This window comes from Pelatocladus sp. BLCC-F211 (assembly GCF_041928655.1).
In the GTDB taxonomy this organism is placed as follows: Bacteria; Cyanobacteriota; Cyanobacteriia; order Cyanobacteriales; family Nostocaceae; genus Pelatocladus.
Window position 1 is genome coordinate 1 of record NZ_JBHFLM010000028.1, and the last position, 23,880, is coordinate 23,880.

A 23,880-nucleotide genomic window follows, 5' to 3' on the forward strand; every position below is an offset into this window, starting at 1 on the left:
TTTTTATGGCTTTCAAACTATTGAATTTTCAAGGTTCGTGGCGTCTTGCTTTTGCTTGACACTTTATCTAGGTTAGCAAGCTCTTTTCTTTTTGTCAACTATTTCAGAAATCTTTTTTTCTGTTTTGCTGACTCGCTTGCTCGGCTCTTGCTTTTTGCCTTTCGCACTTGATTACTATAGCAGCTTTTTTGTTTTTTCCTTTTACCTCATCTTCTTTTTTTGGCGTTTTGGCATTCTTACCTTCTTTTGGAAACCTAACTTTATGCCCAATAAGCTGTTTCATAATGATTGCAAATTCTACAACCAGCAGATGACAAGGGTTGGCTGACCACCAGGGACAAGATTTTTATTTATATAACTGGGATTTTTCTACTAGGGACTTCCAAACCGTTACAGCAGGAAGATTCAGTATTTCAGTTTTAGAAATACTGAATCTTCCTGCATAATCTTAGGGTGGTAAAGAAAACACTAGGGTTGAGCGCTCCTAGTGATAGCTAGGACGAAAAAGAATTAATCCATAAAAAGTGACAAGCACTCAGATGTTTAATTAAGTGAAGTGTTGGATATACACATATATGTTCAGCTTTTCATTAAAAGTCGTGGGATGAGTCAATTCAGTAGACATCTCCGCAAATGACCTTCAAAGCCTTATACAGCAAAGGTCAAAACCTAATTTTTAGATAAGTCTAGTATATTATTTACGGACTTGGGTGCCAAACCCCGCGGCTTTAAATTGTTTGAGCTTGAGAGGGGTAGGTTGATTTGCTGCTACAGAAATTCTTAATTCAAAATCACTGATCCCTGGTGGTACTTCAGGAATTGAGCCAAGACGGGTACGATTTTGCATTACTGGGTCATTGTTGGCATCATATATGCGTCCAAAAATATCTGCATCATAGACTGTTTTATAGGTTGAGTTCTCAGCTTTACCTGTAACCAGAAAACAGTTAGCTGTCATGGTATTACCACTTGTAACTGCTCCTTTTCCTATTTCTGCTGGACAGTCTTTGTAAGTGATATCAAATAGCCTAATTTGGGTAAGCGCGATCGCAGGAGCAGTAAGCACCCACGAAAATACTCCAAGCAGGCAGGAAAAGAAAATAACCGTGAGCGATCGCAAAAGCATAACATACACCTTGAATAATATCGAACCTTAATAGCTAATCTACAACTCAGCTTACCAAACTTGCTCAGTATCAATTGTTAGTTCTTGGTTGTTAACAGCCTAACAAATCAAAAGTCAAAAAGATTCTTTATTTTGAATGCTTGAATTTTGTACAGTCTTGGTGTTCCCGCAGCTTAGGCGTGAATTGTTTTGTTCTCCTTGCCCAAATGCTCAATACTACCTGAAATATTAAACCTCCTTAATAGAGATTCTACTAAGGAGGTCAAAAGCGGCACAATAATATCACACCCTGGGGTTCCTAAAAATCATCCAAATACTGACTCAGACGGCTAATTACAGGATCAACATCTTGAGGAGGTGGAACAGTATAAGAAGTGGTAACAGTATGATTTACTACTTCTGGTACTGGTGTTGATGGTAATGGCGACTGTATGGCTTGCGTTTGATTCACCATAATTGCCAGTTGTGCCACTTGTTGACTGAGTTGTGTCAGGTGGCGTTCCATCATCTCTAATCGATGAGATTCTTTGGCAAAAAAACGTTCCTCAAGGTCAGCCAATTGCCTTTGTAGTTCAGCTATTTGTGGTTCTACTCCTTTTGTCGATACTGGTTGTGGAGTAGACGGTGGGCTTGGTCTTACTGATTCTGGCACGCACAAAGCTTGCCACAGGGCCTCTTTACAGAGGTCGCTGAAAGTCTTATTGGGATCTTTCTCCAATTGGCTTTCAATAAGCGCTAACAAGCTTTCGTCAGCCACCCCTGGGTTGAACGTAACCGATTTAACCACCTTTTTTGACCATTGGAACATTATTTTTAAGCCCTAGAAGAGCGATTGGCGGATAGTTGTGCCTCTGAATAAATAAACTGACCTAGAGCATTAGCTTGTCGAGATGGTGATGCTAAGTGGGCATTAATTTTTGCTTCTTTTAATAGACGTTGAACGTCCTCCCAGAAGAACTCCCCACCGCCACCAGTGAGAATCACATCAGTGACGCGCTCTGGAAGCCATGCTAACACACGACTGCAAATTTCACGCGAAAACATTTCTATTAAATTGGGAAGAAAATCATCTAGGTTGGCGGGTTTGCCTGCACCTCTGGGACGATAGTAGCGATCGCCTTTGGGGCGGTTAACAGCAGCAATTAAAGCCAGAGATTGGCTATCGGCTCCATCAATTTCGGCGGCTACGAGTTCATAAAACTTGCTCATACCAAAGTCTTCACTCTTAGAAGCACCTCTAGCAAAGCGGAAGTTGTCTATCATCAAACAGTCAATAGTTTGATGTCCAATATCTACGATCCCCACTGATACCTTAGTAAAATCAGGCATTGCTGCGGTTTTCTTTGGTTGAGCTTCGCACCATAGTAGACTGCCATAACCTTCTGGCATTACCCAAACCTTACTGATGTTTAGCGATACATCTTCGCCGCGAAACTTCATCGTGTGAGGACCACTCAATTGGCTAACCAACTGGGCTTTTTCCTTTTCAAACTGTTCTTGGGAAAGGTAAGGCAAACCCAACACAACAGAAATATCATCTTTCAGCTTGAAATAACCAGCACAAGCCAAGGTTTTGACAAGTGCATCTTCTACTTTGGATTGACCTACGCCCAAATTAGCACCGAAGTCGGCAGCTAGTTGACCTACAGCATATCCACTACCTTGATACTCCAACCACAAATCCATCAAGGGATCTGTTGCGCGGGCTTCAAAGACACCTCCTCGCACTTGTTCCATTGACATTTCTTTAACGTTGGCAGAGACAAATATTACATTTCCTGGTTCGCGGCTCACACAAGCTTTTGTGGAAGTTCTACCTAAGTCAACACTGAGAATCTTTTTACTTGTGGTGCTACCAACAGTTGGGGTAGGAGTAGCATTGATCGGAGTAGATGCCGATACTCTATTCATTGGTATGGCAGCAGCATTCATCGGGGTAGCTGCGGAAGGTTGGTCTGTCATGAAAGCTCCTAGTACTTACTTATGCTTAAAAAAGTTACCATGCTCATCTTACAAAAATGCGTGTATCAGAAATTTTTGGTAGCGTCAATTTTTAGGTGAAAACCTGCCAAAAATTACTGAATTAATGAATGTGAGCTATTTTGCTAAGGCTATACGGAAACAAAGTCAAATAGCAAGTCACAAGTAGCTTGTTCTCATTAATAACGCTACTTTTTACACCAAAACAGTTGTTTTTGTAGATTGTAATCCGGGGCAAGGTTTTTATCTTCTCCTATGTTTGTGCTTCCGCTTTAATACCAAAACAAGAAATGCTAAAAGTATAACCGCAAGCACAATTTTTGATACAGGAGCAAGGTACTTGTCTACAAGTTCATATTGACTACCCAATATGTATCCTGAGTATGTTAGCAAACCTACCCAAGCAGCGCTACCCACAGTTGTATAAAATATAAAAGATGGTAAAGGCATATTGCTAAGTCCTGCGGGTACAGAAATCAAGGTACGAATTCCTGGTACTAGGCGACCCATCAGAACAGCTTTGTTACCCTGCCGATCAAACCAATGCTTAGATTTACTGATGTCTTTACTACTTATGGTTAGCCACTTACCATATCTATCAGCCCAGACTTTTAAGCGGTTTTCACCAAGAAACTTACCAGGATAGTACCAGATGAGTGCGCCTAACACAGAACCTACAAGTCCGGCAAAAAATACACCAATAACGTTGAGCTTGGCATCTGGTAGGTTTGCTGTATATCCTGCTAGAGGCATAATCAATTCCGAAGGAATCGGGGGAAAAAGATTTTCCAGGAACATCAATAGGGCAATTCCCACATAGCCCATAGATTCGATAGTAGTTTTGATCCAATCAGTCATTGAGTCAATTCCTAAAATTGCTATTGAATTCTCTTTGCTAAATTTTGTGTGTTGTTCGTTGTTTTGAGCAACCAACCGCCAACAACTCACATTAAAAGAGAGGGAAAAAGTAATTTCTTACTTCTCTCCCTCTGTTGCTGTTTTACTCTCCTACTCTTGTTAAACGGTGGGTGTTAAAGATTGCACTCTCGATTCAGATTCCCAATCCAATGGGTTCCAAACTCTTTCTTCCATAGCCATTTGCTCAATTAGACTTGCTAATCTTAAGGCTTTAAGTGCTTGTTCTCCGCCTACTGAAGGTTGGTTCCCACCCCGCACACAGTTGACAAAATGTTCCAATTCTGCACCCAATTTATCAGTGTTGCTAGTATAAACTTTTTCAATCACACCATCTTGCTTGTAAAGGACTTTCCGATAGTCTGTCACAGAGTTAGGTGTAGTGTGACGATGAATCAAAATTTCATTCTTGAGAAAATCTGCCTCTGTATATGAACTTTTACAATGGGCGACAATGCTGCGGATTTTGCGGTGAGTGACTTTGCTAGCAGTCAAGGTGGCAACAATGCCATTGGCAAATCCTAAGGTCGCAGTCACATAATCCAAATAACCAGAGTCTAAGGTATGATTGCCACTAGCTGTTAACTTCACCACTGGTGAGGCAGCTAATTCTAATAGTAAGTCAATATCATGGATCATTAAATCCAAAACAACTGAGACGTCATTGGCACGATTTGAGTAGGGACTCATGCGATGGGCTTCTAAGGCCAGCACTTCTTCAGTTTTTAATACCTTGCTTAATTCTTGAAAGGCTGGGCTGAAGCGCTCAATGTGACCTACTTGGAGAATACAACCGGATTCAGCAGCAGCATTAACTAGCGATTCGGCTTCGGAAATACTGGCTGCAATCGGTTTTTCTACCAAGACGTGGATTCCTGCCAAAAGACAAGAAATTCCCACAGCGTAATGTAGGCGCGTGGGAACAGCAATGCAAACCGCTTCCACATGGGGTAACAGATCGCAATAATCTTCAAAAAAACGCACCTTGTATCTACTGGCGGTTTCTAATCCTCGTTCGACATTTATATCTGCAACCCCAACCAGTTCAACATCTTTCATGGAACTTAGGATACGGGTATGATGTTGCCCCATATTACCCACCCCGATCACGCCTATGCGGATCGGGTGGGGCTGGGTGCGGTGTCCGTGTCCGTTTTGTTCTCCTGCTGACATACTGCTATCTTGCACTCTCATTCTCTCCTCAACCACCAATTTAGAGACGCTGTAATAATCGTCGGCTTTGATACTTAAACTGCCACTGATTAGTCGTCTAAAACCATCCAGATGGTAACATAGAGGTTCTATTTATGAAGAATTTCAAAGTTTGTTATGAGTTCCCACCATCTGGGTCTGTTTTTTATACTCAGTAGAGTTTGATGTTTATTTCTAAACTTTACAAATAAATAAACTAGTACTATTTTTGACTTTAAAAAACAAGTATGGTAAGAGCATATGTTTGTTAGTGAGACTCAAAAATCAATTTGCGGTATAATTATCTAATTATTCCCACTAAAAATAAATAATTTTTTGTTAGTTAAGTTACTAACTATAGAGAGATTTTGATTTAGAAAGGCTTTATTGGAATAGCATTTATCTGCGTTAAAATCAGTAAAAAAGTCAGCAATTCTTGTTGTTTGTTAAGCAGAGATGGATTTAAAGAAGTAAGGGTGTAGGGATGTAAGGCGATAAACCCAAAGCATACGATTTTCAGATATCATCGATGGATTTAAAGGGAGTAAGGGTGTATGAGCATAGATAATCAGTTTATCTGTGTCTCTACACCCCTATACCCTTAAGCCCCTACACCCAAGCATGAATATGAAAGCTGTAATTTTATTGTCTGGTGGATTAGACTCTTCGACTGTTCTGTATCAAGCACTCGTGGATGGTTGTGAGTGTTATGCTGTTTCCTTTGACTACCAACAACGGCATCGTAGAGAATTGCAATCAGCATTAGCGATCGCACAAAAAGCAGGTGTCGTCCAAAATCAAATAGTAACTTTTGACTTACGTCAGTGGGGTGGTTCAGCACTTACAGACGACACTATTGATTTACCCCAAAAGCGTTCTTTGGAAGAAATGTCGCAAAATATTCCTGTTACCTACGTACCTGCACGGAATACAATCTTTTTAAGCTTTGCTCTTGCCTACGCTGAAACTATCGCCGCCGAACGTGTCTACATTGGCGTCAATGCCTTAGATTACTCTGGATATCCTGATTGTCGTCCTGATTATATCCAAGCAATGCAGGAAGTATTTCGTTTAGGAACAAGACAAGGACGCGAAGGCAAGCCGATCACCATTGTTGCACCTCTGCTTGAGCTAAAAAAAACTGATATTATCCAATTAGGAAATAAATTGGGAGTTCCTTGGGAACTTACTTGGTCTTGCTACGCTGGTGATGAACTAGCATGTGGTGTCTGCGATTCTTGTCGTTTACGTCTTGCTGCTTTTGCTGAATTAGGACTTAAAGATCCATTGAATTATGCTTCGGTTTTTTGACGTGGTTTTGGAAGACACGGTGACGCGGAGAGTATTTCATCTGTAATTCCCCGCGTCTCCCATGTTTCCCTTGTCCCTCCTCCCAATTTTTAATTTTTAATTGTTTTGTCCCCGCGTCCTCGTGTCCTCCTCAAAGCGTCGTACTTGAATTTGATGCAAGCGGGGTCCATCAACTGAGGTGACAGTTAATTCCAAATTTTGGTAACGGAGAGTTTCACCCAAAGCAGGAATTTTTTGTAATTGGTATAGCATAAAACCTGCAAGTGTTTGATATTCTCTTCGCAAAGGCAAATTGAGATGTAACACATCGTTCAACTCTTCTAAATTAATTTGCGCTTGCACTAAGAATGTTTGGTCATCTACAAACTCAATTAGCAATTCATCATGATTTTCTACAATACCGATATCACCAATAATTTGGGCAATTACATCTTCAATAGTGACCAGTCCAACCGTTCCACCAAACTCATCCACTACTATTACCATTCCCAGCTTTTCTTGCTGCATCATCGGTAATAATTCACCTAATGTGGTGTGTTCTGGCACAAATCTTACCGGACGTATCAAAGATTGGATTTGTGTTTCTAAAACTAATTTGCTTACAACTAATGGTTTTGCTAAGTCTTGAAAGTAAACGACACCAATAATATCTTCTAGCGATTCTCCAATTATTGGGAAATAAGAGTAACCCGTAGCTGCCATTTGTTCAAGAAAAATCTGCAAAGTCGCATCCTGAGGTAAAGCTACTATGTTGTTACGAGGAACCATCACTGCTTGTGCTGTTACTTCTCCAAACTCAAAAACATTTTTGAGGAGTTCTCGTTCTCCCGCTTCTAATCCAGTAGATTCACGTTCTGTAGAGATAATTAACTGTAATTCTTCAGGAGTAACAGGGGGTCTCCAACTTTGACCAGTATATTGGATGCCAAATAATCGCAACAAACAGCGAGTTGATTGGTTGAGAATCCAAATAAAGGGATTAAAAAACCGCACGATAGCTTTCACAGAAGGCCCTAAAAATCGTGCTAGCTGTTCTGAGTACAGCATCGCTACTGATTTGGGACACAGTTCGCCCAAAACTATTTGCAAATAGGCAATGAAAAAAAAGGCGATCGGGATTGATAATGAATGAGCGATCGCAATATTTATTCCTCCAGGAAGAGGCCAGGATTGTAGCCATGATTTGACTATCACAACAATTGTGCTTTCTCCAATCCACCCCAGCGCCAAACTTGAGAGAGTAATCCCTAGCTGAGTTGTAGACAGCAATAAGTCTATACTACGCTGTAGAACTTCAACGGATAATGCTTGTATATCACCAGCTTGTACTAACTGATGAATACGCGATCGCCGTACTGTTACCATTGAGAATTCTGCTGTGACAAAAAAAGCGTTGATGGCAATCAGCAGCAGCACTGACAACACTCGCAGCCATACATCAGTCCAATTCAAGCTAGGAAAACCTATCACTGCAAAGCCCGTGTAAAATGCACACCCAAGTTTGGGATTGGGGATTGGGGATTGGGAAGAGATTTGTTAAATAATTCTTCCTTGTCCTCCTTGTCCCCTTGTTCCCTTGTCCCCTTGTCCCCGATCTCCTACTACCTTCCTACAGGAATATCTAACACTTCCAACTTTAGTTGTTGAGCTGGATAATCTGTTAGAGAAAGTGAAATGCTTTTGACATCGTCAAGCAAAGCTGTGGGAATGCTAACAGTACCAGTATATGTCGGGCTGTTGTTCGGTAATTCTGACGGTAAACCATCTGTACTAGCACTCAGGGTTCGTCCTTTATCATCTGAGACATCTAAAAAACTGTAGAGGAAGCGTACAGAATCTTTGCTTTTGTTCTGCATTTTAACCCGCAGTTGCAATGCACCGCCAGAATAGCGAGCAGATTGTACCGAAAGACTGACGCCTTCACTTTCAGCAGAAACTGGAAATCCTGGCTGGGGTTTTTCTTCAACTTCTGGCTGGGGTTTGTCCTGTGGATTCTGTTTGTTGGTAACAGTCTCCTCTTCTTCTTGTTCTGATTTAGGGGTTTTATTTTTGCCCTCTATTCTTGCCTTTACAGTTTTGAGAATTTCTTCTTCTTTTAAAAGCACCAGTCCCCCATGTTGGGAGTTACCGGTTTTAGCACTGGCGAACTTGGTGGTAGGGCGAGAATCTGGTGCAGTCACGCCTTTGAGTGCTTTACTACCAATATCAAATCCTAAAAAAGCACTTACAGAGCCAGCTCCCAACATCAGAGCTAATAAAGTTAAAGTTAAAACTACAGTAGAATTTAGTTTCATTGCTAGCAAGCTATGGCAGAAAAATATTGGATTGTTTTAAACTGGGTTTTTCAGGGACTTAATTAATATTAGTCTGCACTATAGCAAGATCAAATTATCTAGTGTTAAAACCTAAAAAGCAAGTTGCGATCGCACACTATTAATAAAACTATGCTATAATCTATCAGACACGACCAGGGTTGGCCGAGCGGTTGAGGCAGCGAACTCATAATTCGCCTTAGGCAGGTTCAACTCCTGCACCCTGGACTTCAAGTATTTGGTCATCAGTTAAACAATCAATAGTCTTTAACAGACTATTGATTGTTAATTTTTTTATAGTGGAACCTTAACGAGGGGGCATTTGTTCAAACCGAAACTCAGTACCAACCTTAAGCTTGTTAGCATTCAAGCCTGGAGACATTAACAGCGAAGTGTTGTAAGGATTGGGTAAATCGGGACTACGAAGATAAGGATCATTACTAACCTGTTGGTAAAGAATGTCTCGATAGAGAATGTGAACTAACTCGCTATCTCTGGCTATTTGATTTTCCGGAAAAGTATTTCGGGAAAAACTTTTTCGGGAAAATGAACCAAGACCAAAAATATCGTTTATGTCGCTTTGACTGGTGATACTACTAAAGAAATCAGGAGAATTTTGAAAATAAGCTCGTTCAAAAGCTTCATTTGGTGTTACATAGTCATTATTCGATATTTGTGCTTCATCTTGAGCTAAAGCCGGAATTGCGATCGCAGTAGTCAACAGTACCAACAATCCACCCCAAACTCTGAATTTTAAAGCCATTTTTATCTTTCCTCTATCTTTGTGCAAATCTTCACTTATCCTTATCTTGAGAACTTCTAGTAGCGACTGTTAGTGGTTAGTAGGGGTAACGACTGTTAGCCCGTACAGTTGTAGTTGTTAGTGGTTAACAAACAACAACCAATAACGAAAATACATAGTTATATTTTTTACCCCTAATTACTGAGAAGTTCAACCATTGGTTTAGCACAAATTTTATTCATTTGTAATGACTTACCAAGCTCAAACCCCTATCCCGTCTGACATCTGGGCAGTTAATAGTGATTTGCCAAGCCTACGTGACAAGTTACTAGATTTATTTTGCCAACTTGCATATCAAGAAGGCGATTTTGTTCTTTCTTCTGGACAACGTAGTTCTTATTACATCAATGGTAAACAAGTTACACTCCATCCCCAAGGTGCTTTAGCAATTGGTCGTATTATTTTATCGCTATTACCACAAGATACTCAGGCGATAGCTGGGTTAACATTGGGTGCAGATCCGATTGTGAGTGCTGTGAGTGTGGTGTCTGCCTATGAGCATCGCCCTATACCAGCACTGATTATTCGCAAAGAAGCCAAAGGCCACGGAACAAAGGCGTACATAGAAGGGCCAAATTTGCCAGCAGGTGCAAATGTAGTGGTTTTAGAAGATGTTGTCACTACTGGACAATCTGCCATGAAAGCAGTTGAACGTCTCAGAGCAGCAGATTATACTGTTAATCAAGTAATTTCCCTGGTAGATCGCCAGCAAGGCGGAGCAGAGTTTTATCAGTCAGTAGGGTTGAATTTTCAGTCAGTGTTTACAATTGAGGATATTCAGGAAAGATATCGAAAAGTCATTAGTAGACGCGATTAATCGCGTCTGTACAATAGTCATTAGCAAGAGTTTGAATGATGTTGACTTAGGCGATCGCAGTGAGTAAACTCTCAAACCTTGTCTCATTTAAAGTTTAAAATTGGAAGTCTCTAAACATTGACTAATAGTGGCTACGACAGATTGGGAGAGTGCTGGCAAATCGTAGCCACCTTCTAATCCAAATAAAATTCGACGAGTGATCCCCAAACAATAGTTAGTAAACAAACCGTAGTCTTGGGGTTGGAGATTAATCATTGCTAGTGGGTCAGCAGCATTAGCGTCATAACCGGCACTAACTATTAATAAATCTGGTTGAAAGTCTGACAGAAAGGGTACAACCTTTTTTTCAAAAATAGGTTGGTATACTCCAATATCGTTACCAGGTGGTATCGGTATATTGAGGACATTGCTATGAAAACCTTTTTCTGTTGCTTTACCAGTTCCTGGATAGCAAGGATATTGATGGAGTGAACAATAAGCGATTTGAGGGTTAGTTTCCACAATTGCTTGGGTGCCATTACCATGATGCACATCCCAATCTAAAATAGCGACACGGTTAATATCTAGTTGTTTCAGAGCATAGAAAGCAGCGATCGCAGCATTAGCAAATAAACAAAACCCCATGCCATATTCTCTTTCAGCATGGTGTCCTGGTGGACGTGCCAACACAAAAGCGGGTTCGCCAGTTTCTCGGACGATATCTACTCCATCCAGCCAAGCACTTACTGCTAGTAATGCCACATCATAACTGCGCGGGGACACTGCTGTATCTGTATCCAAGTAACCACCACCATTAGAGGCTATTTCTTGGACTGTTTTAATATAAATTTGGCTGTGTGCTTCTTCGATGAGCGAGATTAAAGGACGATCTACTACTGGTGTAGGCGATCGCCACTCAATTTGAGAAGCAAAAGTTGCAGCTTTTAAAGCGCTAGTAATAGCACTTAAGCGTTCTGGTTTTTCAGGATGGAGATATCCGGTTTTGTGATCCAAAAATTCGTCCGAGTAGATAACTGACAACATAGTCCAAGCAAAATTGGCATATGGATACTCATTGCAATTGTATCTTTCCTAGTCTTTTGTGAAACCAATGATTTAGCTGAAATAAGATACACACTATCTTGAGTATTAAGCCATCTGCACCAATTGAGTTAGGTTTAATCTTGACATTTAGCTTATTTTTACAGGCACCCAAGATAAATTAAAATTTCTTTAGTCAAGTAGATGACAATTGACACAAAAAGAGTCAAAATTTCCTATCTCGTTTTTCACTACGGTAACTACTACAGTGCAACCAAAGCAGCGTCAAAGATTAGATCAAACTCAACGTTGGACATTTTCGCAACTATTCGGACTAACAAGGCGTAATCCTTTCATGATTTCCCGTTGGGTTTTGCGTTGGGTATTGGTAGGGATTGTCGGTGGCTTATTTGCTGCTTTGTATTGGAATATCCTAGAGCTACTAACTCACGCGCTACAAAAATTACCTGGTTGGGGTGTGTTGCTGGTAATGCCATTAGCGGGTTTAATAGTCGGTTTAGTAATTCATTTTCTTGGTAAGCCCGGAGAAATCGGCGTTATTATCGACAACATTCATTTTCGCAGTGGACGTTTGGATACTGCCAAAAATCCTGCGATGATTCTTGCTTCTTTAGTTGGGATCTCAGCAGGTGGTAGCGCTGGACCAGAAGCACCACTAGTACAGGTAACAGGTTCCTTTGGTACTTGGGTTAGCGATCGCCTGAAACTTCAAGGTGAAGATGTCCGTAATATGAGTTTAGCGGGAATGGCAGCAGGTTTTACTGCTTTATTTGGCGCACCTCTCGGTGGTGCGGTGTTTGCTTTAGAGATATTGCATCATCAGTATGTGGTGGAGTACTATCAAGCACTGATGCCAGCTATTGTTTCGAGTTGTGCTAGTTACCTAGTGTTTGCGCTAATTACGCGTTTAGGAATTGCACCGATTTGGTATTTACCCCAGTACAGTTTAGAAAGCATTGATGATGTTTTGTTTGCTATCCTCTTGGGGATGATCGGAGCTTTGGCAGGATGGGTATTTATAGGAATTTTTCACGGATGCGATCGCTTATTTACCCGTATTCCTGGCCCAGTTTATCTTCGCACAACTTTAGCAGGGCTGGGTTTGGGAATCTTATCATACTCATTACCGCTAACTCGTTATTTTGGACATGATCAGTTAGCAATCATCGCTACTACTAGCTTTTCTGGCGTTTTGCTGTTGGGTTTAGCCTTGGGTAAAATGGTTGCTATTGGTGTGACAGTAACAGGTGGATGGCCCGGTGGATTTATTATTCCCCTGTTTTTTATTGGCGCTTGTCTTGGTAAAGCAATAGCGGTTTTTGTTCCTGGAATTAATCCTTCTCTATCAATGATTTGTGTAATGGCAGCTATCAACGCCGCAGTCACACGTACACCAATCAGCACAACTTTATTGCTGTCAAAACTGACTAATTTTGCTCCCTTAACACCAATTTTATTTGCAAGTTTAATTGGTTTCTTTTTTGCTCCAAAAGTTCCTTTAATTACATCTCAAATTAAGTCTCAGCAGGATGCATCGTAAACTTATACGGCTGATTTAAGTAGTTTTTTGGGCAATTTAAGTCGCTTTTTTAATTGCTCTAAATATCTTACCAAAGCTAAAACTCTTACCAATTATTCTTTATTGAGTCTAACTAAACATTTGAGTTTATTTTTCAACGCATAGGCGCTTCGCCTTCCGGCAGGGTAGGAAAACAGAGTATTTATTCATCTTAACTTTATTGTGCAGACCTACTTACCAAGTTCTAATCTAATACTTTGTAAACTTAATTTAGTATCAAGGTAAATTTCTGCTATAGTCTGTTATTTGATTGTTGAGTAAAACTGTTTCAGATGAAGAATCACACCATTTATCAACCACCTGTAGAAAAACTACTAACTTTGGGTGATTGCCATAAAATTACAAATGAGTATAACTATACCGCAGAATTAGGTCTAGATACAGAACATATCCCTGACTTAATCAGGATGGCAATTGATCAAAGATTTAATGGTGCAGATTCTGGAAGTCTAGAGATGTGGGGACCAATCCACGCATGGCGTGCGCTAGGACAATTAGGCGCAGAAGTAGCAATAGAACCATTGATACAGCTATTTCATGAACTAGAAGATAGCGACTGGGTAAACGAAGAAATGCCTAAAGTTTATGGCAGGTTTGGTGAAATCGCTATCCCTAGATTACAAGCTTATTTAGCTGACGAATCCCACGGAATTTTTCCACGCATTACCGCTATCCATTGTTTAGAAGAAATCTGCAAGCAGCATCCCGACACACGTCAAAAATGTATTACTGTACTTACTCAACAATTAAAATTATTTGCTCACAATCCTCAAGAAATTAATGGCTTTCTTGTTGCTTCTTTGATTGAATTACAAGCAGTAGAATCAGCAACAGTAATTAAAAGTGCTTTTGTCGGACAAAGTGTACCAGATGAGATAACAGGTAGTTGGGATGATGTCTGTCAAATTTTGGATATTAATTCGGATGAAATAGCGCTATTTACAGATATTAGTTTAGATGGAGTATCCCAACTAGATAATTTTTCTGTTGATGATATAAAACAAACAGAAGATATTTCTCAAATGCAAGAACTTGCTGCTAACGAAAAAGCACAACTTGAGGATAATTCTGTTGGCGATGTAACACACACAGAAGATACTTCTCAAATGCAAGAACTTGCTGCTAACGAAAAAGCACAACTTGAGGATAATTTTGTTGATGATATAAAACAAACAGAAGATATTTCTCAAACGCAAGAGATTACTGCTAGCGAAGAATTACAACCTGAAGATACTTCTGTTGATGATATAAAACAAACAGAAGATATTTCTCAAACGCAAGAGATTACTGCTAGCGAAGAATTACAACTTGAAGATACTTCTGTTGACAATATAAAACAAACAGAAGATATTTCTCAAACGCAAGATTTTGCTGTCGATGAAAAACAATCTGACAAAATTACTACTGAGGAAGTAGAAAAAAATCTAGCTGTAACTTCACATGATATCCAACTATTTGAAGATGCTAGCACTGATGTCGAAAAACTACAAAAACTAGAAGATAAAAATACTGAACAGAAGCAAAGCAATGATATAAATAATAGTGAAACAGAAGCAAATCAGTTCAAATCTGAACTTGATAATACTGTACTTACTGAATCTCTTGAGCAACCATCAAGTAAAGGTTTTGGTGGTTTTGGAATTTCACAAGGTAAAGCAAAAACTAAGAAAAAAAAGAAGCGCTAATCATTGTAAATTGGATGTTTGAAAACGCAATCAAGCAAGTATGACATTAGAAGCATCCCATATTTTGAAATTTACGCTTATGCTGCCTTCAGACTAGGAATGAGAGAATGAATAAACGAATCTGTGGAGACGCGAAATTTCGCGTCTCTACAAAGGATTGTGGGCTGATCACCAAGCGTATTCGGACTAAGGGAAGGGGGATCTTCTAAACTATTTGTGTAAGAAGTCTATTTTATGATGCACAGCCACAAACAGATTGACATTGGGTGCAGACTTCACCACTTTGATGGCTGTTTGCACAAGCTTCACAGCAGTAAGGCTTACCATCTTTCATAATGGCATCTTCAATGGAAACAACGCACAGGCAAGAACCACAGGCGCATTTGACTTGGCTTACGGTTGCCATAGCTTTACCTTCTCCTTTATTTCATGAAATCATTGATAATTGGCAAAGATGGCGATCGCTATCTTTGCTCAATCAAAATAACATATCAGTGAGAGCTGATATGTATCTATAGTAAAACTTTTTGAGACATTTGAATGATAGCTAAAACAAAAATTACCAAAACTCAAGCAACTGATCTGAAAGTCAAACTGTTTCGGGGATTTTCTGATCACTCGCGTATGTCTATTCTGAATGCATTGCGTTCTGGGCCGCTGACTGTTAACGAGATTGTTGAGGTTACAGGACTAAGCCAGTCTAATGTATCTAATCACCTTGGGTGTTTGCGCTGTTGTGATTTGGTTGTCCGTCAACAGCAAGGGCGTTTTGTATACTATCGACTCAGTGATGAACGCATAGCACAACTTTTGGATCTCGCAGATGAATTACTGGCTAATGTGGCTCTAGGTGTAAATAAATGCAACAGTTACGATTAAAGGCATACTTATTTTTAGGAAAACTTATTCTTTGAAATTAGCTGAATTTGATTACTACTGTAGCTATGGTTAAACTAACTTCCTACTTTTCAAGCGTCAATTAGTTTAGTTGCTATATAACCATATGATGATTCTTTTAAATCACTTGTGAAAAATAATTTATTTTATAGTTATATAGTAATCAATATAGTTCTACTAAATTTTCATAAGTTAAATATAATTGCCACTAATATAGTAAAAAACATTACTTATCAATTCCAGTTAATTTGCTTTACTAAAATTCAAATAACCAGTTTTTATACCATTTTAAATTTGAGACTTTTGATTGTAAAAAAGCTTAATATATAGGCTTTCCAGACTATTTACAGATTAAAATTATTTTTAAATTTGTATTAATTTGATACCCCAATTATACACTAAAAGTTACATTACTTTTAAGTAAAAGCACCCTTTTGATAACATATATTACTACTCTAATATTTTTGAGCAATGAAATAAGGGTTAATTTGTGATGTGTGTTTCCTATTTAGAAAGAACTCTTGTTAATATTCTTGCTTCAAATTTAAGTATTTACCTGCCTATATCCGCTACAAAAATAGGTACTTAGTAGGACTTGAATACTCAAATAAATTTACAAAATTTGCTTGCATTAAGGTAATTCTTGAAAGAAATTATACCAATGAAGAGGGCGCAAAAGTTTGCGGTCTTACTATGATTTGACGATTGCTTGGTAATTTCTTTTTTAGAAATCTCTTAACCTTTTTCTATATTTCTGACTGAAGCAACAAGCTTTTATCGAGAAAAGTAAAATATTATGTTACTTCCAATGCCAACACAATTACAGCAGTTGCGTGGAAAGTGTGATCATGCTCAAGCAGACAATCCAAACAATCAATGCATCCATCAGTTAATCGAACTGCAAGCAGAAATCTCACCAGATCGCATTGCTGTTATTTTTGCAGACGCGCAGAATACAACTTCTTGTAGAGTGGAGCAACAAATCACCTATCAGGAGGTGAACAGTCGAGCTAATCAACTAGCTCACTACTTGCAAAGCTTGCATGTGAAACCTGATATATTGGTTGGGATTTGCATGAAGCGATCGCCCTTATTGGTGATTGGATTGCTAGCCATCCTCAAAGCTGGTGGATCATATATACCTCTCGATCCTGCTTATCCCCAAGAGCGCTTGGCTTTGATGCTAGAAGATTCCCAATTGCCAATACTACTGACTGAACAAAGTCAGCTGGAATATTTACCAGTTCATCAGGCTCAGGTAGTGTGTCTGGATACTGATTGGGAAAAAATTGCTCAGTACTGCGAAGATAACCCAACGAGCCAAGTTATTGCCGACGATTTAGCGTATACCATTTACACATCGGGTTCAACAGGTAAACCAAAAGGAGTACAAATTCTTCATCGAGGAGTTGTGAATTTTCTCAAATCTATGAGAGAAGTTCCTGGACTCAGCCATGAAGATACCTTAGTTGCTGTCACCACGATCTCTTTTGACATTGCTGTTTTGGAACTCTACTTACCATTGATAGTTGGTGCTTGCGTCGTACTGGTAAGTAAAGAAGTAACCTCAAATGCAGAACTGTTATTACAGGTTTTGGAGCAATCTAACGCCACAGTTATGCAAGCAACACCTGCTACTTGGCGAATGCTCTTAGCCGCAGGTTGGGAAGGTAATCCAAAATTAAAAATCCTCTGCGGTGGTGAAGCTATGTCTCGTGATTTAGCTAATCAGCTGCTTCAAAGAAGTGCTTCCGTGTGGAATATGTATGGTCCCACCGAGACTACAGTCTGGTCAGCAGTATATCAGGTAGAGCCTGGAAACACTCCTGTTCCTATTGGTCAAGCGATCGCTAATACGCAAATATATCTAGCAGAACCACATCAGAATTTTCACAACGGCTCAATCAAGTTGGTTCCAGCAGGCGAACCAGGAGAGTTACTCATCGGAGGAGCAGGTTTAGCACGAGGTTATCTGAATCGCCCGGAACTCACACAAACAAAATTTATTCCTGATCTTTTTAGCGAAGATCCAGAAGCTCGTTTGTATCGCACTGGAGATTTAGCACGTTATCGCAGTGATGGCAACATTGAGTACATTGGACGGATAGATCATCAAGTCAAAGTTCGTGGCTACCGCATCGAACTAGGAGAAATTGAGGCTGTTCTATGCCAACATCCTCTTGTGAGAGAAACTGTAGTAATTGTGCGAGAAGATGTTCCTGGACACAAACGCTTAGTCGCTTACATAGTTCCAGAATGTGGAATGCAAAAATTGCTGGAACAAAACATAGATATTTTGCAACTACGCACTTTTTTAAGCAAGCAGCTACCTGAATATATGGTTCCTGCTGCCTTTGTAGCAATTGCAACTCTGCCTCTGACACCGAATGGCAAGGTAGATCGTCGGGCGCTACCAGCTATTTTTAAACAAAAAAGACCTGATATAGAAACAAAGTTTGTTGCTCCCCGCACCCCACTAGAAGAAAAATTAGCTCAGATGTGGATAGAGATTTTGGGCATTGAGCAAGTGGGTGTGCATGATGACTTTTTTGAACTGGGGGGAAATTCTCTACTTTGCACTCAGTTGTTGTCTCAAATTCGCACAGAATTACAACTAAAATTGCCTTTACTGTCTTTGTTTGAAGTGCCAACCATAGCTGGAATTACTGTGGCGATCGCCAATGCTGAGAATATCACCTCTACCTGCACACCTAAGACTGTGAGTATTGCAGATTTACAGGTAGATGCAGTTCTAGATCCCACTATTACACCCGCAGTTCCTTTCATGAAGTCTCACCAGGAACCCCAGCGTATATTTCTCACTGGAGCCACTGGTTTTGTGGGTGCTTTTTTACTACACGAACTTCTCCAAAAAACTCAAGCTAGTATTTATTGTCTAGTGCGAGCTACTAGCCTTGAACAAGCAAAGCAAAAACTCTACCGAAACCTCAAACAGTATTTACTTGCAGATCAAAATCTAGACACCAGAGTTATTCCAGTAGTTGGAGATTTATCTCAACCCTTGTTAGGACTTTCCCAGCAGGAATTCCATGAGTTAGCCAACTCGATTGACCTGATTTATCACAATGGAGCTTTTGTTAATTTAATTTATCCTTATCCTGCTTTGCGGGCAGCCAATGTACATGGAACCAAAGAAATCCTCAAATTAGCAAGTCAGATCAAAGTTAAACCCGTTCATTTCATCTCTACTCTTGATGTCTTCCAATCTCCTTACTATGCTGGGATGCAAGAGATTTTAGAAACAGATGATCTTCTTGATCCAAAAGGGCTTTCTGATGGTTATGCCCAAAGTAAATGGGTTGCTGAGAAATTGGTGAAGACAGCCATTGCTAGAGGTATTCCAGCCTGCATCTATAGGCTAGGCACGATTATCGGACATAGCCAGACTGGTGCTTCTCAAAGCAATGATTTAATAGCCAGACTTGTCAAAGGTTTAATTCAGCTAGGCTATGCACCTGAATTAGATGTGCAGATGAGCCTTACTCCTGTAGATTACGTCAGCCAAGCCATTATCCATCTGTCTCAACAAGAAGCATCTTGGGGCAAAGTGTTTCACTTAGTTACTCCTGATGCTTTACCCTTCTATGAGTTTGTCAATCAAATCCAAGCATGTGGTTACTCTCTTCAGTGGACAGACTATCAACACTGGCAAGCACGGTTACTGAATCTTGCCACCAAGCAAGAAAATCCTCTGAGTCCTGTATTGTTTTTGTTTACGGATTCGGATTCTGGCAATCAAGCAAGCTATTTAGAGACAGCTGCTTTGGTATCCCAGGCCTTTGACTGCCGAAATACATTAGCTGGATTAGCTGGAACCAACATAGTCTGTCCAGCTGTTGATTCCAAATTGCTCCATACCTACTTTTCTTACTTGATCCACAGATGAATATTAATAAGTCCTGAAGAACCATAAAGGCTTTAGGCGTTTAACTCAGTTGGACTCAGTTTGAAAAATAACTGGGGTCATTTTTGATGCGTAGTTTTTAGTTAGCGAGTGGCACTCGCTAACTATCTTCATTTTTGTCCAAAGTCCAAGCGCTTAATAACTTGATTGAAGATTTACTTAAAAATTCTTATTTTCTAAGTTCAATACTTAGGTTGAGTAAAAAGCTACTTTATGGAAAAATAAGACATATATTTTCCAATATATTTATACCAGCTTGCGGTTAGTAAATGCCAGAATGACTAAATTAAATATACAACAAGTATAATTTGTGATTCTGAGTGAAGTAGAACGGTATCATACATCAATCTGCGTGTTAATAACATTGCTAATGTTCAATTAAAAATTTAGGCGTGCATCTAACCACATGTATTAAATATTTAAAGATGAATACAACACTCTTGCTCGTTAAGGTATTTAGATGCACAAGAAAACAAATATTATTTCTTACGAAATTGTTTCTGAAAATTATTTAAGGCGCAGGAAGTTAAAACCAGGTGCTGGTTCTTTCATGCTATGGGGATTAGGTGTAGGTGCTGTCATCTCAGGTGATTTCTATGGTTGGAACTATGGTTTAATCGCAGGTGGTTTTTGGGGTTTAACCATTGCGACTTTTTTGATGGCAATCATGTATTTATGCATGGTTTATAGTTTGGCAGAATTGTCAGTGGCGTTACCCCATGCAGGTGGTTTATACTCTTTCACTCGCAATGCTTTTGGCCCTTTTTGGGGTTATATTTGCGGTGTTTCTGTCGCTGTTGAGTATGTATTTGCTACTGCTGCACTTGTCTACAGCATGAGTAATTATCTCAAGCCTTTGATTAACAACTTATTTCCCCTGCCAAGTTACTTGATTTGGATAATTCTCTATGCTATTTTCATGGCGATTTGCATTCAGAGTATGGAACTGAGCCTGTATGTGAGTTTTTGGCTCACTCTGACAGCAATTATGGTGTTGGGCATATTTTATGTGAGTATGCTGGCAGCGAATTTTTTTAAGCTAGAACTGCTCTTCAATGTTCCTGCTGATTACGGACAATCTGCAACATGGCTACCTAAAGGTTGGCAAGGTGTTTTTGCGGCAATACCCTATGCAATCTGGTTCTATCTAGCAATAGAAATACTGCCACTAGCGAGCGAAGAAACCTCGGACATATCTAAAAATATGCCCAGAGGGTTAATATCAGCAATGTTTACCCTGATTGTTCTTTCAGTTTTAACTTTGGTACTGAACTCTGGTGTAGGGGGTGGTGCTTTTGCAATTGGTCAATCTAATATACCGTTGTCAGAAGGCTTAGAAGCTTACTTTGGTAAGGGTGCTACTAGCAATTTTATCACTGCGATCGCACTCACTCTTGGCTTGGGAGCTAGCTTACCAACTCAAATATACGGTTATGGGCGTATAATTTTCTCGCTTTCTCGTGCTGGATATTTACCGCGCCAGATTTCTGTGACTAGCAAGAATAAGACACCTTACCGGGCATTATTTCTAGGTACAGCAGTTGGACTGATATGTGTCATGCTTGTTGATATAGGTAGTAATCAAGTGGATGCATTGATTTTGAATATGGCTGTTCTTGCAGCATTGATATCTTATATTCTGGTCATGCTCAGTTACATCAAGCTCAAATTCAGTCGCCCTGAATTACCGAGACCCTACGAAAGTCCACTAGGTATTGCAGGAGCTATAATTGGGACAATCCTAGCTATTTTTGCTCTCATAGCCTGTTTATCTGTACCTGCTTACCAAGTTGGTATTTGGGGCGTTGTAATTGTTATGGTTTTAGCAACTCTCTACTTTTTATCTAGGAAAAACCGATTAGTTGTTCAGGCGCCAGAAGAAGCAGCAGCATTGAAAAAATAGGGAAGAAATTGGGGATTGGGGATTATACAATCTGTGCATCGCCTTGCACGGTGGTCGATTTTTCATACCTTGTTGTGGGCGTCATCACCCTTGGGTGTTTAACTGTGTGTTGGTTGATTTGTTATTGAATACACACAATGAATCTTTTACCTACTGCTAGGAGGAAACTAGAACAATGCAGTAGAACCAGCAAGATTCAATTGTCAAGGTACAGATTTCTGTTAAGCAGTGTAGAGTTTTTAATGTAGTTTATTACGTATCCCCTCCGCGTTTTTAACTTTACCACGCGATCGCAGTCAATTAGCACATTAAGTTTTATATAAAATTGTATTAAATAATACTTTAAACCTTGTAAATGATAATACTAATATATAAAGTAAACTAGCTCAATATCTGCCAAAATCAATGAAAATTTGGAGTGAGTGAAGACTAAAGGTATTGTTGGCTGTTGTTTACAAATAAGCATATATACTTATGGGAGTGTAAAATTTATCGAAAATTTATTTAGGGATGATGCTTAAGTGGTAGCACCAACAAGAGTAAGCTTGAGCTTGTAATCTCAACCACTATGCATTGCGCCTACAGTTACACAATGTTTACTTAAGAGTAACTGGTTTAATCCAGTCTTTACATTTTTTTCGCTTTTTGCCGGAGAATGTTTGTTAATCTCAGTATTAGTAAGTAAAATAACTCCTACTTACTAATTTAACGGTGATTTTATTATCAAATAAATAAAGCTAATCAATTTAAATTTAGCTATCAACAGAATCACAAAACTTGTATATCTCAATACAAAAAATTAAATTTTATTGTTTAAACCCTCTGATAAATATAGCTTAGACCCATCTAATTGAGCAACAAGTAAAATCAAAATGAGCACAAGTCCTCTAAGTAGCTACAGATTTTTTCAAAAACTACATCCTCTGTCTTTATTAGCACAATTAACTAGTAGGCGTGCCACAGGATGTTTACGAGTATTTACAGATAAAAACTCTTGGACAATTTATTTAGAAGAAGGAAAACTTACTTATGCCTCCTCTTCAGATAAATTGTTTGAGCGGTTAGACCATCAATTGCGACGTTTGAGCCAACAAATTCCAAATTTATTAGGTGCAAATCGTGTGCAAATGCGATTGATGTTTGACACCAAGAACGACAATCAATCGATGCCACATGCAGATTACCAGGCTATTTGCTGGTTAGTGAATCAAGACTACATTACTCCTCCGCAAGCGGCTATTTTAATAGACGAATTAGCCAAAGAAGTGCTGGAATCATTCTTGACCTTAAAACAAGGTAGCTATGAGTTTTACCGGGAAACTCCTTTAGATGATCTGCCAAAGTTTTGCCGATTAGATTTACGATTATTAGTAGAACACTGTCAAAAGCAGTTACGAAATAAGCAAGAACAGTATTCAACAGTTAATGCTGAGGAAAATTCTCAAACTTTGTTGAAAACACCATCTCAAAGGAGGGTGCAACCTCAAGCTCAACCGGAGCAACAAATAACAACAGATACTCATAATTTTGAGAATTCAGATAATATCCTTCATAGCCAGATTCCCTTGCAACCTGCGAATCGGAGCTTATATACAGTCGCTTGTATTGATGATAGTCCAACAGTTTTAAATTCTATCAGGAATTTTTTAGATGAAAACACCTTTTCAGTTGTAATGATTAACGACCCAGTCAAAGCTTTAATGCAAATTCTCCGCAGCAAACCCGATCTAATTTTACTAGATGTGGAAATGCCAAATCTAGACGGCTACGAACTATGTTCGTTGTTGCGTAGGCATTCAGCTTTTAGAAATACACCTATAATCATGGTGACGGGCAGAACAGGATTTATAGACCGAGCCAAGGCAAAAATGGTCAGATCATCAGGCTATTTAACTAAGCCATTTACACAATCTGACCTGTTAAAGATGGTGTTTAAACATCTTGATTAATTGTGTTTGATCACAATGAAATTGACAACTCTATTTAGTAAAACTTTGGTTGTTTAGGAGATACAGGAGTGAGTCTAACTTTGCTTGGGACTATTTTAATTGTGGAAGATTCTCCCAGTGAATTGGAACTAATGAGCCACTACCTTAGAGAAAGTGGTTACAACGTGATTAAAACAAGTAGCGCAAAAGAAGGATTAGAACAAGCTATTTCACAACAACCAGATGTCATTGTCACGGATGTTGTGATGCCAGGAATGAGTGGTTTTGAATTGTGCCGTTCTCTCAAAAAAAATCCCGTTACTCAAAAAGTACCAATTGTAATTTGTAGTTCTAAAAATCAAGAAATAGATAGATTGTGGGCAATGAGGCAAGGTGCTGATGCCTATTTAACTAAACCTTATACCCGCGAACAACTGTTGCGTGCAATTAAATCAGTGGCGATTTGAA

Annotated in this window: 21 protein-coding genes and 1 tRNA gene; 11 read left to right on the top strand and 11 right to left on the bottom strand. The window is 39.3% G+C overall.

The genetic code is table 11. The features are described from left to right. Nucleotides 1-103 precede the first annotated feature (103 nt). The 6 genes from ACE1AT_RS02225 to ACE1AT_RS02250 all read right to left on the bottom strand — a co-directional run bounded on the left by ACE1AT_RS02225 (nt 104) and on the right by ACE1AT_RS02250 (nt 5,215). Nucleotides 104-283 (bottom strand): hypothetical protein, encoded by a 180-nt coding sequence (locus tag ACE1AT_RS02225; RefSeq protein WP_374865687.1) that lies wholly within the window; start codon nt 281-283, stop codon nt 104-106. A gap of 411 nt (nt 284-694) precedes the next feature. Continuing rightward, complete coding sequence (locus ACE1AT_RS02230; RefSeq protein WP_374865758.1) at nt 695-1,126, bottom strand: hypothetical protein; 432 nt, start codon at nt 1,124-1,126, stop codon at nt 695-697. 298 nt (nt 1,127-1,424) lie between these two features. Further along, nucleotides 1,425-1,934: a plasmid segregation centromere-binding protein ParR gene (locus tag ACE1AT_RS02235; RefSeq protein ID WP_374865688.1), complete on the bottom strand. Its 510-nt coding sequence runs from the start codon at nt 1,932-1,934 to the stop codon at nt 1,425-1,427. A gap of 5 nt (nt 1,935-1,939) precedes the next feature. Beyond that, the gene (locus ACE1AT_RS02240; protein WP_374865689.1) at nt 1,940-3,088 is read right to left on the bottom strand and encodes a ParM/StbA family protein; all 1,149 of its coding nucleotides are present in this window, start codon (nt 3,086-3,088) and stop codon (nt 1,940-1,942) included. Between the two features lie 261 nt (nt 3,089-3,349). Beyond that, nucleotides 3,350-3,964, bottom strand: a complete 615-nt coding sequence (locus tag ACE1AT_RS02245) for a DedA family protein (RefSeq protein ID WP_374865690.1) — start codon at nt 3,962-3,964, stop codon at nt 3,350-3,352. Between the two features lie 159 nt (nt 3,965-4,123). Then, nucleotides 4,124-5,215 carry a Gfo/Idh/MocA family oxidoreductase gene (locus tag ACE1AT_RS02250; protein WP_374865691.1) on the bottom strand — a complete coding sequence of 364 codons (1,092 nt, stop codon included), beginning with the start codon at nt 5,213-5,215 and terminating at the stop codon, nt 4,124-4,126. Between the two features lie 624 nt (nt 5,216-5,839). Between ACE1AT_RS02250 and queC the strand changes: the two genes are divergently transcribed. After that, nucleotides 5,840-6,523: a 7-cyano-7-deazaguanine synthase QueC gene (gene queC / locus ACE1AT_RS02255; RefSeq protein WP_374865692.1), complete on the top strand. Its 684-nt coding sequence runs from the start codon at nt 5,840-5,842 to the stop codon at nt 6,521-6,523. 96 nt (nt 6,524-6,619) lie between these two features. On the opposite strand, the gene ACE1AT_RS02260 is transcribed toward queC, so the two are convergent. Together ACE1AT_RS02260 and ACE1AT_RS02265 are read right to left on the bottom strand one after the other, a co-directional pair. Beyond that, on the bottom strand, nt 6,620-7,993 hold the full coding sequence (locus tag ACE1AT_RS02260) for a hemolysin family protein (protein WP_374865693.1): 1,374 nt from the start codon (nt 7,991-7,993) through the stop codon (nt 6,620-6,622). Nucleotides 7,994-8,124: 131 nt separating this feature from the next. Then, nucleotides 8,125-8,817, bottom strand: coding sequence for a hypothetical protein (locus tag ACE1AT_RS02265; RefSeq protein ID WP_374865694.1), 693 nt, complete (start codon nt 8,815-8,817; stop codon nt 8,125-8,127). A gap of 173 nt (nt 8,818-8,990) precedes the next feature. Here ACE1AT_RS02265 and ACE1AT_RS02270 point away from each other — a divergent pair. Then, a tRNA-Ile gene (locus tag ACE1AT_RS02270) sits at nt 8,991-9,063 on the top strand. A 79-nt stretch (nt 9,064-9,142) separates the two neighbouring features. On the opposite strand, the gene ACE1AT_RS02275 is transcribed toward ACE1AT_RS02270, so the two are convergent. Then, a complete protein-coding gene (locus tag ACE1AT_RS02275) occupies nt 9,143-9,598 on the bottom strand; it encodes a hypothetical protein (RefSeq protein WP_374865695.1) in 456 nt (151 codons plus the stop codon). Nucleotides 9,599-9,824: 226 nt separating this feature from the next. Here ACE1AT_RS02275 and pyrE point away from each other — a divergent pair, with 226 nt between their 5' ends. After that, nucleotides 9,825-10,454 (top strand): orotate phosphoribosyltransferase, encoded by a 630-nt coding sequence (gene pyrE / locus ACE1AT_RS02280; RefSeq protein WP_374865696.1) that lies wholly within the window; start codon nt 9,825-9,827, stop codon nt 10,452-10,454. An 87-nt stretch (nt 10,455-10,541) separates the two neighbouring features. On the opposite strand, the gene ACE1AT_RS02285 is transcribed toward pyrE, so the two are convergent. Beyond that, a complete protein-coding gene (locus tag ACE1AT_RS02285) occupies nt 10,542-11,477 on the bottom strand; it encodes a histone deacetylase (protein ID WP_374865697.1) in 936 nt (311 codons plus the stop codon). A gap of 265 nt (nt 11,478-11,742) precedes the next feature. On the opposite strand from ACE1AT_RS02285, the gene ACE1AT_RS02290 reads away from it, so the two are divergent. Further along, nucleotides 11,743-13,035: a chloride channel protein gene (locus ACE1AT_RS02290; protein WP_374865698.1), complete on the top strand. Its 1,293-nt coding sequence runs from the start codon at nt 11,743-11,745 to the stop codon at nt 13,033-13,035. 311 nt (nt 13,036-13,346) lie between these two features. Next, nucleotides 13,347-14,759, top strand: a complete 1,413-nt coding sequence (locus ACE1AT_RS02295; protein WP_374865699.1) for a HEAT repeat domain-containing protein — start codon at nt 13,347-13,349, stop codon at nt 14,757-14,759. Between the two features lie 232 nt (nt 14,760-14,991). On the opposite strand, the gene ACE1AT_RS02300 is transcribed toward ACE1AT_RS02295, so the two are convergent. Continuing rightward, nucleotides 14,992-15,165 (bottom strand): metallothionein, encoded by a 174-nt coding sequence (locus tag ACE1AT_RS02300; RefSeq protein WP_071524799.1) that lies wholly within the window; start codon nt 15,163-15,165, stop codon nt 14,992-14,994. On the opposite strand from ACE1AT_RS02300, the gene ACE1AT_RS02305 reads away from it, so the two are divergent. The 6 genes from ACE1AT_RS02305 (at nt 15,107) to ACE1AT_RS02330 (ending at nt 23,879) form a co-directional block, all read left to right on the top strand. Beyond that, complete coding sequence (locus tag ACE1AT_RS02305; RefSeq protein ID WP_374865760.1) at nt 15,107-15,277, top strand: hypothetical protein; 171 nt, start codon at nt 15,107-15,109, stop codon at nt 15,275-15,277. The genes ACE1AT_RS02300 and ACE1AT_RS02305 overlap by 59 nt on opposite strands. A 22-nt stretch (nt 15,278-15,299) precedes the next feature. After that, entirely contained in the window at nt 15,300-15,638 is a 339-nt protein-coding gene (locus tag ACE1AT_RS02310; RefSeq protein ID WP_374865700.1) for an ArsR/SmtB family transcription factor, read from the top strand. 826 nt (nt 15,639-16,464) lie between these two features. Next, the gene (locus ACE1AT_RS02315; protein ID WP_374865701.1) at nt 16,465-19,563 is read left to right on the top strand and encodes an amino acid adenylation domain-containing protein; all 3,099 of its coding nucleotides are present in this window, start codon (nt 16,465-16,467) and stop codon (nt 19,561-19,563) included. A gap of 478 nt (nt 19,564-20,041) precedes the next feature. After that, nucleotides 20,042-21,484, top strand: a complete 1,443-nt coding sequence (locus ACE1AT_RS02320) for an amino acid permease (protein ID WP_374865702.1) — start codon at nt 20,042-20,044, stop codon at nt 21,482-21,484. Nucleotides 21,485-22,356: 872 nt separating this feature from the next. Continuing rightward, nucleotides 22,357-23,433 carry a response regulator gene (locus ACE1AT_RS02325; protein ID WP_374865703.1) on the top strand — a complete coding sequence of 359 codons (1,077 nt, stop codon included), beginning with the start codon at nt 22,357-22,359 and terminating at the stop codon, nt 23,431-23,433. 68 nt (nt 23,434-23,501) lie between these two features. Then, nucleotides 23,502-23,879, top strand: coding sequence for a PleD family two-component system response regulator (locus tag ACE1AT_RS02330; protein WP_096677284.1), 378 nt, complete (start codon nt 23,502-23,504; stop codon nt 23,877-23,879). Nucleotide 23,880 lies beyond the last annotated feature (1 nt).